Source organism: Pedobacter albus (genome assembly GCF_036324255.1).
Classification (GTDB): Bacteria; Bacteroidota; Bacteroidia; order Sphingobacteriales; family Sphingobacteriaceae; genus Pedobacter; species Pedobacter albus.
In genome coordinates, this window is record NZ_JAZDQT010000001.1 from 733828 (window position 1) to 751137 (window position 17310).

22 protein-coding genes are annotated in these 17310 nt (G+C 43.4%); 13 read left to right on the top strand and 9 right to left on the bottom strand.

The window, feature by feature from the left end; all coding sequences use genetic code 11:
* The first annotated feature begins 115 nt into the window (after positions 1-115).
* Complete coding sequence (locus VRU48_RS03100) at positions 116-244, top strand: helix-turn-helix transcriptional regulator (RefSeq protein WP_330106460.1); 129 nt, start codon at positions 116-118, stop codon at positions 242-244.
* 20 nt (positions 245-264) lie between these two features.
* Here the strand turns inward: VRU48_RS03100 and VRU48_RS03105 are convergent, their stop codons facing one another.
* The 4 genes from VRU48_RS03105 to trpS form a co-directional block, all read right to left on the bottom strand.
* Entirely contained in the window at positions 265-807 is a 543-nt protein-coding gene (locus tag VRU48_RS03105; protein WP_330106461.1) for a hypothetical protein, read from the bottom strand.
* Between the two features lie 37 nt (positions 808-844).
* Positions 845-1570, bottom strand: coding sequence for a 3-deoxy-manno-octulosonate cytidylyltransferase (kdsB, locus tag VRU48_RS03110; protein WP_330106462.1), 726 nt, complete (start codon positions 1568-1570; stop codon positions 845-847).
* A 7-nt stretch (positions 1571-1577) separates the two neighbouring features.
* Complete coding sequence (locus VRU48_RS03115) at positions 1578-2204, bottom strand: deoxynucleoside kinase (RefSeq protein WP_431311628.1); 627 nt, start codon at positions 2202-2204, stop codon at positions 1578-1580.
* 68 nt (positions 2205-2272) lie between these two features.
* Positions 2273-3274 carry a tryptophan--tRNA ligase gene (gene trpS, locus VRU48_RS03120; protein ID WP_330106463.1) on the bottom strand — a complete coding sequence of 334 codons (1002 nt, stop codon included), beginning with the start codon at positions 3272-3274 and terminating at the stop codon, positions 2273-2275.
* Between the two features lie 211 nt (positions 3275-3485).
* Here trpS and VRU48_RS03125 point away from each other — a divergent pair, with 211 nt between their 5' ends.
* The 6 genes from VRU48_RS03125 (at position 3486) to VRU48_RS03150 (ending at position 6542) form a co-directional block, all read left to right on the top strand.
* A complete protein-coding gene (locus tag VRU48_RS03125) occupies positions 3486-4208 on the top strand; it encodes a lysophospholipid acyltransferase family protein (RefSeq protein WP_330106464.1) in 723 nt (240 codons plus the stop codon).
* Between the two features lie 18 nt (positions 4209-4226).
* Positions 4227-4517, top strand: a complete 291-nt coding sequence (gene gatC / locus VRU48_RS03130) for an Asp-tRNA(Asn)/Glu-tRNA(Gln) amidotransferase subunit GatC (RefSeq protein ID WP_330106465.1) — start codon at positions 4227-4229, stop codon at positions 4515-4517.
* Positions 4518-4567: 50 nt separating this feature from the next.
* On the top strand, positions 4568-5326 hold the full coding sequence (locus VRU48_RS03135; protein WP_330106466.1) for an ABC transporter ATP-binding protein: 759 nt from the start codon (positions 4568-4570) through the stop codon (positions 5324-5326).
* Positions 5327-5393: 67 nt separating this feature from the next.
* Entirely contained in the window at positions 5394-5942 is a 549-nt protein-coding gene (locus VRU48_RS03140; protein WP_330106467.1) for a cob(I)yrinic acid a,c-diamide adenosyltransferase, read from the top strand.
* A 95-nt stretch (positions 5943-6037) separates the two neighbouring features.
* Entirely contained in the window at positions 6038-6259 is a 222-nt protein-coding gene (locus VRU48_RS03145; protein ID WP_097129232.1) for a DUF2795 domain-containing protein, read from the top strand.
* Positions 6260-6389: 130 nt separating this feature from the next.
* Positions 6390-6542: a lmo0937 family membrane protein gene (locus tag VRU48_RS03150; protein ID WP_199140722.1), complete on the top strand. Its 153-nt coding sequence runs from the start codon at positions 6390-6392 to the stop codon at positions 6540-6542.
* A 52-nt stretch (positions 6543-6594) separates the two neighbouring features.
* Here the strand turns inward: VRU48_RS03150 and VRU48_RS03155 are convergent, their stop codons facing one another.
* Positions 6595-7257 (bottom strand): 2-C-methyl-D-erythritol 4-phosphate cytidylyltransferase, encoded by a 663-nt coding sequence (locus VRU48_RS03155; protein WP_330106468.1) that lies wholly within the window; start codon positions 7255-7257, stop codon positions 6595-6597.
* 63 nt (positions 7258-7320) lie between these two features.
* A complete protein-coding gene (gene queA / locus VRU48_RS03160; protein ID WP_330106469.1) occupies positions 7321-8370 on the bottom strand; it encodes a tRNA preQ1(34) S-adenosylmethionine ribosyltransferase-isomerase QueA in 1050 nt (349 codons plus the stop codon).
* Between the two features lie 273 nt (positions 8371-8643).
* Between queA and VRU48_RS03165 the strand changes: the two genes are divergently transcribed.
* Positions 8644-9888, top strand: coding sequence for an ABC transporter permease (locus VRU48_RS03165; protein WP_330107753.1), 1245 nt, complete (start codon positions 8644-8646; stop codon positions 9886-9888).
* A 74-nt stretch (positions 9889-9962) separates the two neighbouring features.
* Here the strand turns inward: VRU48_RS03165 and VRU48_RS03170 are convergent, their stop codons facing one another.
* On the bottom strand, positions 9963-11156 hold the full coding sequence (locus tag VRU48_RS03170; protein WP_330106470.1) for a pyridoxal phosphate-dependent aminotransferase: 1194 nt from the start codon (positions 11154-11156) through the stop codon (positions 9963-9965).
* 115 nt (positions 11157-11271) lie between these two features.
* Between VRU48_RS03170 and VRU48_RS03175 the strand changes: the two genes are divergently transcribed.
* The 5 genes from VRU48_RS03175 to VRU48_RS03195 are packed head-to-tail and all read left to right on the top strand — an operon-like array spanning position 11272 to position 15438.
* Positions 11272-12249, top strand: a complete 978-nt coding sequence (locus VRU48_RS03175) for a cation diffusion facilitator family transporter (RefSeq protein WP_330106471.1) — start codon at positions 11272-11274, stop codon at positions 12247-12249.
* On the top strand, positions 12246-12683 hold the full coding sequence (locus VRU48_RS03180) for an NUDIX domain-containing protein (protein WP_330106472.1): 438 nt from the start codon (positions 12246-12248) through the stop codon (positions 12681-12683). Before VRU48_RS03175 ends, VRU48_RS03180 begins: the two co-directional genes overlap by 4 nt.
* A gap of 1 nt (position 12684) precedes the next feature.
* A complete protein-coding gene (locus VRU48_RS03185; RefSeq protein WP_330106473.1) occupies positions 12685-13563 on the top strand; it encodes a CPBP family intramembrane glutamic endopeptidase in 879 nt (292 codons plus the stop codon).
* Entirely contained in the window at positions 13560-14828 is a 1269-nt protein-coding gene (bioA, locus tag VRU48_RS03190) for an adenosylmethionine--8-amino-7-oxononanoate transaminase (protein WP_330106474.1), read from the top strand. The genes VRU48_RS03185 and bioA overlap by 4 nt, the downstream gene beginning before the upstream one ends.
* Position 14829: 1 nt before the next feature.
* Positions 14830-15438: a hypothetical protein gene (locus VRU48_RS03195; protein WP_330106475.1), complete on the top strand. Its 609-nt coding sequence runs from the start codon at positions 14830-14832 to the stop codon at positions 15436-15438.
* A gap of 102 nt (positions 15439-15540) precedes the next feature.
* Here the strand turns inward: VRU48_RS03195 and VRU48_RS03200 are convergent, their stop codons facing one another.
* Both VRU48_RS03200 and pdeM read right to left on the bottom strand, forming a co-directional pair.
* Positions 15541-16647, bottom strand: coding sequence for a hypothetical protein (locus tag VRU48_RS03200; protein WP_330106476.1), 1107 nt, complete (start codon positions 16645-16647; stop codon positions 15541-15543).
* Positions 16648-16667: 20 nt separating this feature from the next.
* Positions 16668-17306 (bottom strand): ligase-associated DNA damage response endonuclease PdeM, encoded by a 639-nt coding sequence (gene pdeM, locus VRU48_RS03205; protein ID WP_330106477.1) that lies wholly within the window; start codon positions 17304-17306, stop codon positions 16668-16670.
* Between the last annotated feature and the right edge of the window lie 4 nt (positions 17307-17310).

Sequence of the window (17310 nt, forward strand, 5' to 3'; positions counted from 1 at the left end):
ACATAAATAGGGGATGATTTAAGTTGTGCACGCCAATTTTTTAATCAACCTGAAAGAAAAATACCCGAACCTCAGTCCAAGCGATTTGAAGCTTTGTGCTTAGCTGAAACTCAATTTGTCGCCGAAAGAAATTGCCCAGTTGCTTAACATTACGCCGAGGGCAGTAGCGGTAAGCCGTTATCGCTTGCGCAAGAAGTTAGGCCTTACCCCAGAGGTAAATCTCTTCGATTTTCTGTTTAAATAAGTTGATTAAATAACTGAATGCTATTTTTTTAACTGACAGCATTTGTAGTAAACCTTTACCTTCTTTTCCTTGACCGACCAAGCAATATACACCTTGTCGTCTTTGCCGGTACTGTAGTCGAAACCGTTGAGGCCGCTTTGTTTCAGCTCTTCGTAAAAGGCTTTGTCGGGCACGTTTTCGTCTGGCTTTTCATCAGGCATGACGGCTGGCACCAAAAAGTGTTCGTCTTCAAAAAAATCGTTTACCTCGTCTTGCAGAAACTTGATTTTATCGTCTTCTTTTTTGAGCTCGGCACTGGCTAGGAAACCTTTAAGCAGGTCGGCAGCTTTCATTTCTTTCTCGTAGATTTTCTCTCCATTGAAATTGACAATGGTAAAGAAAAGGCTCATGTCTTTGGAAGTTTTACCTTTGAGCGCAATCTTAAAGGTGTCTTGTTTTAGCGTATCGGTAAAAGGTTGCAAAGAGGTTTTTTCCAGATTGCCGGTTACCTGTTTGGCAGATTCGGATGTGCAACTGGCAAAAGCCATGATCAGCACCAAAAGAGAAAGCGATGCGAGTTTCATAGTGGATAAGTTTTGGGCCTAAGATAAAAAATTAGCTTTAAAAAACTATTTTTTGCAAGTCTTCCGGCGTATCGATGGCAATGGTTTCCAACTCCGTAATTTTGGTTTGAATAGCGTAGCCGTTTTCTATCCAACGCAGCTGTTCTAAACTTTCGGCAAGTTCTAAACTGGAAGGGGCCAGTTGTGTAATGGCCAATAAAGTAGCATTGCGATAGCCATAAATGCCAATGTGCTTGTAAAATTGATGCGCTTTGATCCAGTTTTCTTTTTCGGCGCCACGGATAAAGGGAATGGGATTGCGGCTAAAGTAAATGGCCTCGCCTTGGGCATTGGTAACCACCTTTGGCAAATTGGCATTAAAAAGCTCTTCTTCGGTATGTATGGCTTTGATCAAGGTAGCCAATTCTGCCTTTTCTTCCTCAAAACAGGAAGCTACCAAGTTTATCTGGGCGGGATCTATAAAAGGTTCGTCGCCTTGGATATTGATTACCACCTCAAAACCGGGCAATTGCTGTGCAACTTCGGCACAACGATCGGTACCGCTTTGGTGCTGCGAACTCGTCAGTACATATTGGCCCCCAAATCGCTCTACTTCCTTGGCTATCCGCTCATCGTCGGTAGCGACTACCACCTTGGCCAAATTGGCTAGGGAAGCCTGTTCGTAAACCCGTTGAATCATCGTTTTGCCGTTGATGTCAACCAAGGGCTTGCCCGGAAAGCGGGTAGAGGCGTAGCGTGCCGGTATAATGCCTAGGATTTTCATGGACAGCTTAAAACAACCCGTTGATTTCGGCTTCTATCGATTGGATTACCGTGCCCAAGTCTTCAGGATTATTGGTGAAATCCAATTTGTCCTTATCCAAAATGAGCAACTTGCCCAAGTTGTAGCCTTTAATCCAAGCTTCGTATTTTTCGTTCAGTTTAGAAAGATAATCGATACGGATGCTGGCTTCGTACTCGCGGCCACGGCGTTGGATATTGTTAACCAAAGTTGGCACCGAAGCCCTCAAATACACCAACAAATCAGGAGGTTTGATGAAAGAGGTAATATTATCAAAAATAGCCCTGTAATTTTCGTGGTCCCTGCTGGTCATCAGGCCCATTTCGTGCAGGTTTTCGGCAAAAATATGCGCATCCTCGTAAATGGTACGGTCTTGGATTACGTTGCGTTTATTGGCTTCTATCTCTACAATTTGCTGAAAACGGCTGTTCAGGAAGTAAATCTGCAGGTTAAAGCTCCAGCGCTTCATGTCGCTGTAAAAATCTTCCAGGTAAGGATTGTTGTCTACTGCTTCGTACAGTGCTTCCCAACCATAGTTTTTGGCCAGCAGCCCAGTTAACGTAGTTTTTCCGGCACCTATATTTCCAACTATTGCTATATGCATATTTTTCTTGATGTGAGATTTTAGACTTGAGATTTTAGACTTGTCTCCAATCTAATGTCCCATTGCTCAAATCTATTAAATTAAAAACTTTTAAATCCAATTATTTCGCGTACTTCCCTGATTGTTTTTTGGGCACTTTCCCTGGCCTTTAAAGCACCATGCTTGGCCACTTGACGCAGGTAAGCCGTGTCGGCCGCAATTTCGTTGATGCGTTCGCGCATTGGAGCCGTGGTCACGATCATGTCTTCGGCCAGTTGCTTTTTGAAATCGCCATAACGGATGGCCATTTTATTATACTGTTCTTCAAAATGCGCCAAGGTATCGGCCGATGAAACGATCTTCATCAAATCGAACAGGTTTTGGATGGCTTCCGGCTTCTCTTGGTTTTCGGCCGTAGGACCGCTGTCGGTAACTGCCCTCGAAACTTTTTTACGGATAATTTCCGGACTGTCTGATAGGTAAACGGCATTGCCTTCGCCTTCAGATTTGCCCATTTTGCCTTTTCCGTCTAATCCAGGTACCTTAACCAGGTTGTTCGAATAGCTGAACGCGTAAGGCTCCGGAAAATATTCGTTGCTGTACAAACGGTTAAATCGGTTGCCAAAGGTACGGGCCATTTCCAAATGCTGTTCCTGGTCTTTGCCTACCGGAACTTTAGTAGCACGGTGGATGAGGATATCGGCCGCCATAAGCACCGGATAGGTAAGCAAACCGGCATTTACGTTGTCAGGATTGGCACGAACCTTATCCTTAAACGAGGTGGCACGCTCCAGTTCGCCCAGGTAGGCATTCATGTTCAGGTACAAATAAAGCTCCGAAACTTCTGGCACGTCAGATTGTATATAAATGGTGGTGGTTTCAGGGTCGATGCCACAAGCCAAATATTCTACCAAAACCTGCTTAATGTTGCCGTGCAGATCCTGTGGCGTAGGATGCGTAGTTAAAGAGTGCAGATCGGCGATAAAAAAGTAACAATTGTACTCGTGTTGCATCTGTACAAAGTTTTTTACCGCGCCGTAATAATTTCCTATATGTAATTTTCCTGTAGAGCGTATGCCGCTTACAACCGTTTCTTTGATCATGGCCCGAAATTAAGAAAAAACCTAGAAAGTTTAGGGGTTCATTGGTTCATTTGTGTCATTAGTTCAATAGTACATGAGGCTATTCCCTAATTCATTCATTCTCTAATTCATTCATCCTCTAATTCACTCATTCCCTAATTCACTCATTCATTAGTCGAGAACTGAAACTAATTTTCTCAACTAGTCGCCAAAATTGTATTTTTGGTTATCCATGATAAAATTGCTCAAAAGGATCCACCAGCTTTATTTTACCTGCAGCCTCCTGTTTTTCTTTTTCCTGTTTTGGCCGTTCTATTACTTAACCAGTCGCAGCCCCAAGTACTATGGCATTCTCAATAAATTCAGAACCGCACACGGCTTTTTATGCTGTGCACTGGCAGGCGTTTTCTTCAAGTTTGATCTGGAACAGAAATTAGACAAAAAACAGACTTATATTTTTTGCGCCAACCATAGCTCCAACCTCGATATCATCGTTTTCTGCATATTGGCCCGGGGGCGCTATCATTTTATGGGCAAGGAAGAGCTGTTGAAAAACCCGATTTTGGGCATCTTTTTCCGTACCATAGATATTGCGGTAAACAGGGAGAGCAAAATTTCTTCGTTCAGGGCATTTAAAAGGGCAGGCGATAACCTCGAAAACGGCATGAGCCTCATCATATTTCCCGAAGGCAGGATAGACGATAGGTACCCGCCGCAGTTGCAGGAATTTAAAAACGGTCCTTTCCGCTTGGCTATCGAGAAAAATATTCCGATTGTACCCGTAAGCATTACCAACATTTGGAAAGTGTTGTGGGACGATGGTATGAAATACGGCACCAGGCCGGGCATTGTAAATATTTATGTGCACCAACCTATATTAACCAGTATCTTAGTGGCCGATAGCGCCGATTCGCTAAAAGAAGAAGTGTTTAGGAAAATAGAAAGCAAACTTTAAGTAGTCAGTAATAAGCAGATGAAAATAGATCAGCAAACGGTATATAAAGTGGCAGACTTGGCCCGCATTGAAATTGCAGCTAACGAAGTTGATACATTGACGGTAGAGATGAACAAGATCCTTACTTTTATGGAAAAGCTGAACGAACTCGATACCACAGGCGTAAAACCGCTGGTTTACATGAACGAGAGCGCAAACGTGTGGAGAGAGGACGTAGCGAAGCAGGAAATCAGCACTGCCGACGGACTGAAAAACGCAGCCAAGCATAACGAAAGTTTTTTCTTTGTGCCTAAAATCATAGAAAAATAAGCCGAGGCTGTAACATTGCATAGACAAAGCAGGTCTAAAAAGAAAAAACGATGGAGAAATCACTCATTACCATTAATGACATAGGACGTAAATACGTTATCGGTTCAGAAGTAATTCATGCGTTAAAATCAGTAAGCCTTACCATAGAAAAAGGGGAGTTTGTAGCCTTGATGGGTCCATCTGGCTCTGGTAAATCGACCTTGATGAATATTTTGGGCTGTTTGGATACGCCCAGCAAAGGCGATTACATTTTGAATGGTATTAACGTAAGCCACATGTCTGATAATGAGCTGGCCGAAGTACGCAACAAAGAAATCGGCTTCGTTTTCCAGACGTTTAACCTTTTGCCGCGTTCTACTTCCTTAGATAATGTAGCCCTGCCGTTGATTTATGCGGGCGCCAGTAAAAAGGAGCGCGATGAGCGGGCAACCAAGGCGCTCGAAAACGTAGGCCTGGGCAACCGTATTACCCACAAGCCCAATGAACTTTCGGGCGGACAGCGCCAACGTGTGGCCGTAGCCAGGGCTTTGATCAATAATCCTTCCATTATCCTGGCCGATGAGCCTACGGGTAACTTAGATACCAAAACCTCCATCGAAATTATGGGGCTTTTGGAAGAGATCCATAGCAAGGGCAATACCATTATTCTGGTAACCCACGAAGAGGATATCGCACAGCATGCCCATCGTATTGTGCGTATGCGCGATGGTTTGATCGAAAAAGACTACATCAACGAGGATATCAAAACCGTTTCGCCGCGTTTAAGCAATTTAGAGGCTAAAGGCGACGATTTCGAAAGCATACAATAAGGTTTTAGGGCAATGGCATAGGATGATGAATCCAGGCCCTCAACCTTCAACCCTCAACCTTACAACAATGAAAATCTATACCAAAACTGGCGATAAGGGCCAAACTTCGCTTATTGGCGGTACCAGGGTACCCAAATATCACGTACGCATCGAAAGCTACGGAACGGTTGATGAGCTGAATTCGTACATCGGATTGATCATGTGCCAGGCTATCGAAGCGCATCACCAGCAGATTTTAAAGGAGATCCAAGACAGGTTATTCACAATTGGTTCTTCGCTGGCTTCGGACCCTGAACGTTCGAAAATGAAAATCCCTGATCTTTTAGAAAGCGATATCACGCTTTTGGAGCAGGAGATGGACCAAATGAATGAGGTGCTGCCCGAACTGAAACATTTTATACTGCCGGGTGGAAATACGGTGGTATCTTATTGTCATTTAGCGCGTTGCGTATGCAGGCGAGCCGAAAGACTGGCGGTGCAACTGGCCGCCGACAGTTTTGTTGACAGCAATATTACAATTTATTTGAACAGATTGAGCGATTATTTATTTGTTTTGGCCAGAAAACTGAATGCTGATGCTAAAACAGAAGAAAACATCTGGATACCACGGATTTAAATTGGTGGAAAAAAATATTTGTTTTGCTCATTTTTTTTAGCATACTTTTGCCAACTCAGAAAGTTGAATTATAAATATTAAGTAATATAAGTAATATGTATTGGACATTAGAACTCGCATCGCACTTGGAAGACGCTCCATGGCCTGCAACAAAAGACGAATTAATTGATTACGCTATTCGTTCAGGTGCACCTGTTGAGGTGATTGAAAATTTACAAGCCTTAGAAGATGATGGTGAGCCTTACGAAACGATCGAAGAAATTTGGCCAGACTATCCTACAAAAGACGACTTCTTTTTTAACGAAGACGAATATTAAAGTGCTTAACAGAAACATTTAAAAGCCCCTGATCACATCGGGGGCTTTTTATTTTTTAGAACAATTTTAGTTTGCCTGTTGTTAATGCTATAAAATCAAGAGAATTAACAATCACTTAAAAACTAAAACTATGGGAAATCTACTTTATGTTATAGCGGTTATTCTGGTTATTATTTGGGCCATTAGCTTCTTGGGAGGCTACTATACAGGTGGCATTATCCATGCCTTGTTGGTTATCGCTATTATTGCCATTATCTTAAGGGTGATTAAAGGCGCCGCTTAATTCTTAAAATATGCTTTGGCAATGCCGACAAAAGGTGTTGCCAAAGTTACGGCTACCTGAGCAGAAAATGGGCCAGTTCCAGGTCTTCCGGAAATGTGATTTTCAGGTTGCTGCGCTCGCCCTCGATCAAATTGATTTTAAATCCGGCTTTCTCTACCACCGATGCATCATCGGTAAACTTGGCCCGATAGGGTTGTTGATAGGCCTTGCGCAATTGGCTGATTTCGAAAGTCTGTGGCGTTTGCACCAATACCAATTCATCGCGGTTAATGATTTTGCTCTGGTCGGCTTTGAGCCTCCTTACCGAATCGCTGGGTTTGATGCAGCATACCGCATTCCCGTTTTCTTCGGCTTCTTCATAAGTGCGTGTAATCAGTTTTTGGCTGACCAAGGGCCTCACAGCATCGTGTATGGCAATAATTCCATCGCCTTTAATGGCCATCAAACCGTTGCGTACCGAATGGAAGCGCTGTTCGCCACCCCTCACCAAGAGGTGTGGTACTTCAAAATTATATTGCGTACAAAGATCGTCCCATTGCTGGTGCAGGTCGGGATGCAGCACTAAAATAAGTTCGGGTTTGAAGTTGGAATGGTAAAAGGCCGAAAGGGTGTGCATGAGCACAGGCTGGTTGCCTAGCAATAAGAACTGCTTAGCAACGGGGTTCTGCATTCTTTTGCCAGAACCACCTCCGACAATTATTGCATAATATTTCATAATAAAGATAAAACGTATTGAGCAAAGAATAATTACGCTGTACTCAATACGTTTTACGCCATACTAGATAATTAACATGGCATCGCCGTAGCTGTAGAAACGGTATTTCTCTTTTACGGCAACGTTATAGGCATTCATTACGTTTTCGTAGCCACCAAATGCGCTTACCATCATCAACAAAGTAGATTCTGGCGTGTGGAAATTGGTGATCATACAATTGGCAATGCTAAAATCGTAAGGAGGGAAGATGAACTTGCTGGTCCAGTCGTTGGCTTCTTTCAATCTTCTGTTGGCCGAAACCGCCGATTCGATGGCGCGCATTGAAGTTGTACCTACCGCACAAACCCTTCTCTTCTCATCAAGTGCCTTGTTTACGGTATTTACAGCAGCCGATTCGATAATGAACTGCTCCGAATCCATTTTGTGTTTGGTCAAATCTTCAACCTCTACCGGTCTGAAAGTCCCCAAACCTACGTGCAAGGTTACTTCGGCAAAGTTTACGCCTTTCAGTTCCAGACGTTTCATCAATTCGCGGCTAAAGTGCAAACCTGCAGTAGGGGCAGCTACCGCACCTTCGTGTTTGGCGAAAATGGTCTGGTAACGCTCTTTGTCTTGCGCAGTGGCTTTACGTTTGATGTATTTTGGAAGTGGGGTTTCGCCCAATATCTCTACATTTTTTCTGAATTCTTCATCGGTTCCGTCAAAAAGGAAACGGATGGTACGGCCACGAGAAGTGGTGTTGTCAACCACCTCGGCAACCAAAAGGTCGTCATCGCCGAAATAAAGCTTGTTGCCTACGCGTATTTTACGGGCAGGATCAACCAATACATCCCAAAGGCGTAGTTCTTTGTTCAGCTCGCGCAACAAAAATACCTCGATGGTGGCACCGGTTTTTTCCTTGTTGCCATACAAACGGGCAGGAAATACCTTGGTGTTGTTCAAGATCATTACGTCCTTGTCATCAAAATAGCCTAAAATATCTTTAAAAATTTTGTGCTCAATTTGGCCAGTGTCTTTATGTAAAACCATTAATCTGGCTTCGTCCCTTTGTTCGGCAGGGGTGTTGGCTAAAAGCGAATCTGGTAAATTGAACTTAAATTGAGATAACTTCATATTTTCTTGGATGTAAATTAGGGCGCAAATTTACGAAATATAATTTTGTTTTTACAATATAATAATTATGGACGGTTGGGGGGAGTTAAGGATTGAATTAATCAATGATTGAGTGATTGAATGAAGGAATGAAGGAATGATAGCATGATTGGCTCGGCGGCCGGAACCTTTCACCTTTAGTCTTTCACCTTTGGCCTTGAACCGTAAATGTATTTTTTATAATATACTCGCACAACTGTAACCTTTTATGGTATTTTTGGTCTAAACAGCATGATGATGATTTTTAGACTAATAGGCGAGAGTTTCAGGTTTGCTTGGGATGCACTCCGCCAGAACAAACTGAGGACCGCACTTTCCCTATTGGGGATCACTATTGGTATATTTCTCATTATTGCCGTATTAACCGGCGTAGATACCATGCGCAATAAAATCCAGGCCAGTGTCGACAAACTGGGCTCAAATACGCTGTTTGTGCAGAAATGGCCATGGATATTCAGCGATAATTTCCCTTGGTGGAAATACATCAATCGCCCTCAGCCCTCTTTAAGGGATTACGAAGCGCTTAAAGACCGGATGGAAATGGCCAAAGGCGTTTGTTTCGAAACATCGGCCAGTAACCGTACCATTAAATACCACAGCAATTCTGTGGAGGGCGCAAATTTGAATGCCGCCAGTCAGGAATACGACCGCACTTGGAATTTGGAATTTCAGGACGGCCGTTATTTTACCGAAAACGAAGGGCGAACGGGGTCGCCGGTTTGTGTTTTGGGGGCCGATATTGCCGATGGTTTGTTTAATGGCGAAGAACCTTTAGGCAAACAGATCAAGGTAATGGGGCGGCGCTTGACGGTAGTTGGCGTATTTAAAAAAGAGGGTGACGATATGCTGGGCATGTCGCAGGATAAAAACGTACTTATCCCGCTTAACTTGGCCAAAGGCATGTTCGATGTGCAAGACGACCGCTATAATCCGCAAGTAACCGTTAGGGGCAAGGAAAATATCAGCCTCGATGAGGTAGAAGCCGAGTTAAAGGGGCAGATGCGCTCTATACACAGGCTTAGGCCAGGCGAAGAAGACGATTTTTCTTTGAACAAAACCACCATGCTGTCTAACCAGCTCGACATTATGTTTGGCGTGGTCAAAATAGCCGGTTGGGTAATTGGAGGGTTTTCTATCTTGGTAGGCGGTTTTGGTATTGCCAACATCATGTTCGTTTCGGTAAAGGAACGTACCAATATCATCGGCATCCAAAAATCGCTGGGTGCCAAAAACTACTTTATCCTGTTGCAGTTTATATTCGAATCGGTAGTGCTGTGCCTGTTGGGTGGGGCATTTGGCCTCGGACTGGTGTACCTGCTTACACTGGTGTTTACTTATGGGGCCAAGGTAGAAGTGGTTTTATACATGAGCAACATCGTGCTCGGCATAGGCGTATCGGTAATTATCGGATTGATTTCCGGTTTTTGGCCAGCCTATTCGGCTTCGAGATTGGACCCGGTAGAAGCGATTAGATCGTAAAGACCAAACAACAAGCATAAAAAAAGAGGATTACCAATCGTAATCCTCTTTTTTGTTTGATGGCAAATTGAAACTTAAACCAGTTGGGCCAAAGCTTCGGCAATTCTTTTTACGGCTAACCTCAATTGATCTTCGGCAGCGGCATAAGAAATACGGATGCAGTCTTCGTTGCCAAAAGCTTCGCCGGTTACCAACGAAACGTGTGCTTCGTTTAATAGGTACAAGCAAAGGTCTTCGGCATTATTAATCACGTTGCCATTAAAGCTTTTGCCAAAATAGGCTTTCACTTCTGGGAAGAAATAGAAGGCGCCATCTGGCAGGTTAACTTTCACATTCGGAATGGCTTTAAGTAGGTCGTAAACAATATCTCTGCGTTTTCTGAATTCTTCACGCATGTGGTATACGGTTTCCAACCCCCCTTGGTAGGCGGCCAGGGCTGCACGTTGACTAATTGATGAGGTACCTGAGGTAATCTGTCCCTGCATTTTGTCGCAGGCTGCGGCAATTTCTTTATTGGCCGCCATATAGCCCACCCTCCAGCCAGTCATGGCGTAAGATTTAGAGAAGCCATTAATGACTACCACACGGTCTTTGATCGAATCGAAAGCGGCGATAGAAGCATGCTCGTTTACAAAGTTGATGTGTTCGTAAATTTCGTCAGAAATGATGAAGATATTCGGGTGTTTTTCGAACACAGCTACCAAAGCGGCCAGTTCTTCCTTGCTGTATACCGAACCGGTAGGGTTGCAGGGCGAAGAAAACATAAACAATTTGGTTTTTGGCGTAATAGCTTCTTCCAATTGCTGTGCGGTTATTTTAAAGTTCTGTTCAACGGTAGCATTGATGAATACGGTTTTGCCTTCGGCCAGTTTGATCATTTCAGAGTAAGATACCCAATAAGGTGTAGGTACGATTACTTCGTCGTCTGGATCGATGAGGCACATAACGGCATTGGCCAAGCTTTGTTTGGCGCCTGTAGAAACCACGATCTGGTCGATGCCATAAGTCAGGCCATTTTCTCTTTGAAGCTTTTCTGTAATTGCCTTTCGCAAATCTGGATAGCCAGAAACTGGCGTATAGTAAGAGTAGTTTTCGTCGATTGCTTTTTTAGCGGCAGCCTTTACATTGTCCGGCGTAAAAAAGTCGGGTTCTCCAAAGCTTAAATTGATTACATCAATCCCCTTGGCAGCTAATTCTCTACCTAACTTTGCCATTTTAATGGTCTGAGATTCGGATAGGTTACGGATTCTTCTAGATAAAAATGTCATAATGATTTGAGTGAAAGCGCAAATATATAAACCTGAGCGAATTTTGGGTCAAAAAATAACAATTTTCATAAAAACTGAGCATTAAACTGTAATTTTGGGTCTAAAATTTCTTCAATTGCAACCAAAAAAGAAGGCTATACTGATTTCGCTATGTGTAAGCATTGCTTTGATGCTGGCCAAATTTGTAGCTTACTTTCTTACAGGTTCCAATGCCATCCTTACCGACGCGGCCGAAAGCATCGTCAATGTACTGGCCAGTGCCTTTGCCTTTTACAGCATTTATTTGGCCACCTTGCCCAAAGATGAAAACCATCCCTATGGCCATGGCAAGGTCGAACTTTTTTCGGCTTTTGTTGAGGGCATTCTCATCGGCCTGGCGGGAATTATTATCATCTTCAAATCTACCTACGACCTCATTTATCCGAACGAAATCAAACAGTTGTTTGACGGCGCCATTATTATCGGTGCCACTGGCGTAATCAATGCTTTGGTAGGTTATTACCTGATCAAAACCGGTAAAAAGCACAATTCGATTACCTTGGAGGCCGACGGCAAGCACCTGCTTACCGATTCGGTGAGCAGCGCGGGATTGGTGGTGGGCATTATCCTGATCCAGTTAACCGGCTTTTATTGGCTGGATGGCGTAATTTCTATTGGTCTTGGTTTGTATATCGTTTTTAACGGCTATAAGCTGATCCGGAAATCGGTAGGGGGGCTTATGGACGAAAGCAATATTGAACTGGTGAAAGATATTGTGGTCATTCTGCAAAATAACCGTCAGGATAGCTGGATAGACATCCATAACCTGAGGGCGCAGCAATACGGGGCCGACCTGCACATCGATTGCCATGTTACCTTGCCTTATTATTTCGACCTTACTGCCGTACATCAGGAGATTTCGAACATAGACCAGCTCATTAACGTTTCAGGCTCTCACCAAACCGAACTTTTTATCCATGCCGATCCTTGCCTGCCTGCCTGCTGCAATTATTGCAAAATGCAGAACTGTGGCGTTAGGCAAGAGGCTTTCCGAGCAGAAATTGCCTGGAACATGGAAAATGTAACCAAAAACCAAAAGCACTTTAATCAATGAGTTATTTTAACGTAAGGGTATATGGCTTGCTCATTAACGATAACAATGAGGTTCTGCTGAGCGACGAATATGAATACGGACAATACTTTACCAAATTTCCGGGTGGTGGCGTAGAGCTGGGCGAAGGATTGATTGATGCTTTGAAACGTGAGTTTGTAGAAGAATGCAATGCAGCCATTGAGGTGGTGAGCCATTTTTATACCACCGATTTTTACGAAAAATCGTCGTTTAACGAAAGCCAGCTCATCAGCGTATATTATATCGTAAAGGCAGTAAATCCATTGGCACTGGATATCAAAACAACGGTTTTTGATTTCTCGGCCGATAGTACGCAATCTTTCAGGTGGGCAAACATCGATACGCTCAGCTTGGACGAAATTACCTTCAAAACCGACAAAACAGTGGTTGCTTTACTGAAAAATACCCTCGGCTAACATGCAAAGACCTGTTTTGTACTATCTGGCACCGATTATAAAAATTATACTATTCCTGATTTTTATCGTGTTGTGGGTAATTCCGGTAGCGATGGTTTTTGGATTCAATTTTCTTCCTTTGGCCGGGAGCGGGTTTGCCGTTGAATTTTATTGGGAACTGGGCATGGTACTGGCCATTTTGGGCAGTTTACAAATGGTCTTTTTTATATTCAAAATTGATTTTTGGACCGTTTTTGTCAGGAAAATAGGCGCATTTTCAGGCTTTTTAAAAGGAACGTTGATCGGATTTTTGCTCATTGCGCTTTGCGGTGGCATTTTATGGGCCAACGGCAATGTCCGCTTTGCCATAGGCGGTATCAGTTCTATCACCTTGGCGGTCTATTTGTTTTATTTTATACTGGTTGCCATTTTTGAGGAGCTGATGTTCCGTACCTATCCCTTGTTTGTATTGGCCGAAAGCTATCGGATAGCTGTTGCGGTAATCATTAACAGCATTGGTTTTGGACTGGTGCACTTGGCCAATCCGGGTTATACGCCCTTGGCCTTTCTCAATATCATGTTGGCTGGCGCTTTGTTTGCTGTTTTTACTTTGATTAAGCGAAACGTAAGCTGGGCCATCGGTATACATTTTGGATGGAATTTTGCCCAAGGCGTACTTTTGGGCTATAAAGTTAGCGGCTTAGATACAGAACGGGCCTTGATAGCCCAGCCCATTGGCAAAGCCTATCTTTCGGGAGGGGAGTTTGGCATAGAAGGTTCTGTTTTCTGTACCCTCATATTATCGATTTTAATAAGCTGGATGCTTTACCGTTATCGGATTGCACCAGTAGTAACTTGGGCTTTTGTAGAAGCCCATGAAGAAAAGGAGCGAATAGAATGAATTTAGTAGCAAGAGACCAAAAAGTAATATGGCATCCTTACACGCAAATGAAGAATGCCTTAACACCCATTTCCATTACCCATGGCGAAGGTGTTTATTTGTATGCCGAAGATGGTAAAAAGTATATCGATGCCGTTTCGTCGTGGTGGGTAACCATTCACGGCCATGCACATCCGCATATTGCGCAAAAAGTGGCCAAGCAGCTGCAGACCTTAGAACACGTTATTTTTGCGGGCTTTACGCACGAACCTGCCGTAACCTTGGCCGAACGTTTGTTGCCTTTGTTGCCAGGTCAGCAGGAAAAGGCTTTTTACAGCGATAATGGCTCTACAGCGGTAGAAGTGGCCCTAAAAATGTGCTTGCAGTACTGGAACAATAAAGGCAATACCACCAAGAAGAAGGTGTTGGCTTTTAAAGATGCCTATCATGGCGATACTTTTGGAGCGATGTCGGTAAGTGGCCGGAGCATTTTTACGAATCCTTTTGCCGAACTGCTTTTTGATGTGGAGTTTATCGATTTGCCCACCGCCGAGAACATCTCCAATCTCCAATCTAAAATCTCCAATCTAAAATCCGAGTTGGCTTGTTTTATCTTCGAACCTCTGATTTTAGGTGCTGGCGGGATGTTGATGTACGAAGCCAAATACCTGGATCAGCTTTTAGCCGCCTGTACCGAAAACGAAGTGCTGACCATCGCCGATGAAGTAATGACTGGTTTTGGCCGAACAGGAACCTTTTTCGCTAGCGAACAGTTAAGCAATAGACCCGATATTTTCTGTTTGAGCAAAGGCCTAACCGGAGGCACTATGCCTATGGGCCTTACCACCTGCAATGCCAAAATATTCGAAGCTTTTTTAAGCGAAGACAAATTGAAAACGCTTTACCATGGCCATTCGTTTACGGCCAATCCGGTAGCCTGCGCCGCTTCCTTGGCTAGCTTGGACATTTTATTGGAACCGGCTACCTTGGCCAATATCAAAAGGGTAGAAGCGCAACATCGCCAGTTTTTTGAACAGATCAAGGGCCATCCCAAACTGCGCAACGTGCGCCAAACCGGAACCATTATTGCCTTGGAGTGGGAAACGGGCAACGATACTTCGTACCTCAGTGGCTTGAGAGATCGCTTGTATACCTACTTTTTAACTAAGGGAATTATCCTGAGGCCATTGGGCAATATTATTTACATCTTACCTCCGTATGTCATTTCTAACGATGATTTGGCGTACATTTACCGCACTATTCAACAAGCTTTAGACGAAATATAACATGCAACTTTCTTCAATTTTAGAAAATATAGTGAATGATAACCAACTGCATTCCAAATGGTTAAATACTTTATCGTACATGGAAAATGCAGGTGCCAAAAAGATATCGGCTTCTGAGCACAAGGAAGAAGTTACGCTGCTGATTTTGAAACATGCGGCAGAAGAACATCGTCATGCCTACTACCTGAAAAAACAATTGGTCAAGCTCGACGAAAATTTATGCAAGACCTACACCAATGCCGAATTGTTGGTACCAGACCATACGCGTTTTTACCTGAACACGCTTGATGTACAGGTGTGCAGGTACTTGAAAAAGCATTTCAACTTGAGCGGTTTTGACTTGAAGTTTGCCGCCTATCTTTTTGTAACCTATGCCATCGAAGTGAGGGCAGATGAGCTTTACCCGATCTATCAGCAAATTTTGACGGCCAAAGAAAGCAAAGTAACCGTAAAATCGATTATTTTGGAAGAGGAAGGCCATTTGGAAGAAATGCTGAACCAGTTGCGCGAATTTTCGCCAGACTGGGAGAAACATGCCGAAGCGATTATCCAAATTGAGCAGAAAATGTTTAATGATTGGATGCAGAGCTTGGCAAAAGTGGTTAATTAGCTAAGCGTCTTGCGGAGGGCGCTTAGCGTCACAAAAATCGTCATCCTGGACTTGATACGGGATCTTACGTGTAATTCGTCATTGTGAGGAACGATATTGAGCTTATTGGCTATCAATCAATGCCCTTAATCCTTTATTGAGGTTTTTAAGGTCTAGCCCAAATTCTTTTTCGTACACCTCGTTCACGTTGGTATAGGTCATTAGGCGCTTTAAACCCTTTATGCCATCTTTTTTATAAACGAGGTTGCACAATAGACCCTGAATAGTACTCAAAGGATTGGTATAGTTATCCATGAAGTAAAATTCTTGGGGCTTGTTCAGGTTAATTTCGGGATGATTTTTCAGGTATGCCTTAACCCGCTTTATATGCCATGAGAGATTTTGCCCCATAGAGCCACCGTAAAATACGGCCAAGCCTTCGTTTAATGGTGATTTGGGATGTATAGGGTTGAGGTAAATGTGCACAATTTCGTGAAAATAGTTTTCGCCGTTGCCGGCACCGTACACGATATTGTCGGTTTGGTTTGAAAGGCCCGAGGGCTTTTCCCTGTTTCCTAGGCCCAATGTAAAATCGAAGCCCCTAATCTGTTGTATTTCATCGTAGGTAGGGGCAAAAACATACTCGATTTGAATGGGTTTGAGCTCCCAGTCCTTTTCCAGCTTTTCTACTTGTGCAATTAAGCTATCGGCTATTTTTTTATTGAAAATATGCTTTTTGGGGAAAGTATAATGGATATTTCTGAGGTCTTTGTGCTGCCAATCCTTTTTGTAGAAAGTAGTGGGCTTTACAAAATGCAATTGCTGGTTCTTGTCTTTTTTGATGAGGTGATTAGACAGATACATCACATTCAAAATCTTTAAGGTATCAATCCATCCGCCAATAGATTTTAGCATTACCATGTCGTTTGGCAAGGGCTTAACATAGGTAATGGTTTTGATGGGAGCCATGGCGTAAATCGGGTAATCGCCACCTACGCCATAAATAGAAAGATCTGGGATTTTGTAGCTTTTGCAATCTTCTTCGCTCCAATATTTCTTAAAATCGGGCAGCTTTTTGCCTTTAAATTCGCCCATGTAATCAGTATAGAATTTAATAGCCGATTTAATGGTAAGGTCTGTAGTATCTACTCCCGGATTGATGTTGATTTGTGCCCCTGCTTTTAGGCCGATAATAATCGACAAGAATAAAATAGCGATGATTTTTCTCATTGGGCCAAATATATAAATAACTATACTTTTATCACTTTTAAAGGTGTAATGGCAAATATTTGGTCGCTGGCCTTGGGTTTGATCATGCTCAGGCCCGTAAAGGCGCTAAAGGCCGGCAGTACGGCATAATCGGTGCCGAAATGAAAACAGGGAAAACGCAGGCTTTGCTTGGCTTTGCCCAATAAGGTTATCCCCGGGTGGATATGCCCACTGATGGGATAAAGCGTTTCGTCCTTGCACTGCACAAAATCGTGTATGAAGCAAAACTTGGCTGTGCAATAGCTCGGGTCGTAGATTTTAATGTCTAAATGGCGATAGCTTTCTTCATCAAGCTTGTCGTGATTGCCTTTTACCAGTACAAATTCGAGTTGGGTGTATTGCTGTTTCCATCGTGCAAAATCGTCTACTTCGGTATTATGTTCGTGGTGGAACATATCGCCGTTAATGAGCAACGTTTTGGGTTGGAATTTTTCAAGCAGGCTACCGAGCCTTTGCAGGTCGCTTTGCGCCAAAGTGGTAGGTACCTGTATGCCGGCTTTTCTAAAATGCGCCGATTTGCCCAAATGAAGGTCGCTGATGGCCAAGAGCTGTTCCTTTGGAAAGAAAACCGCCCGTTCTTTGGCTAATATCAATTCTTCGTCTTTGAGGGTAATAATCATGTGC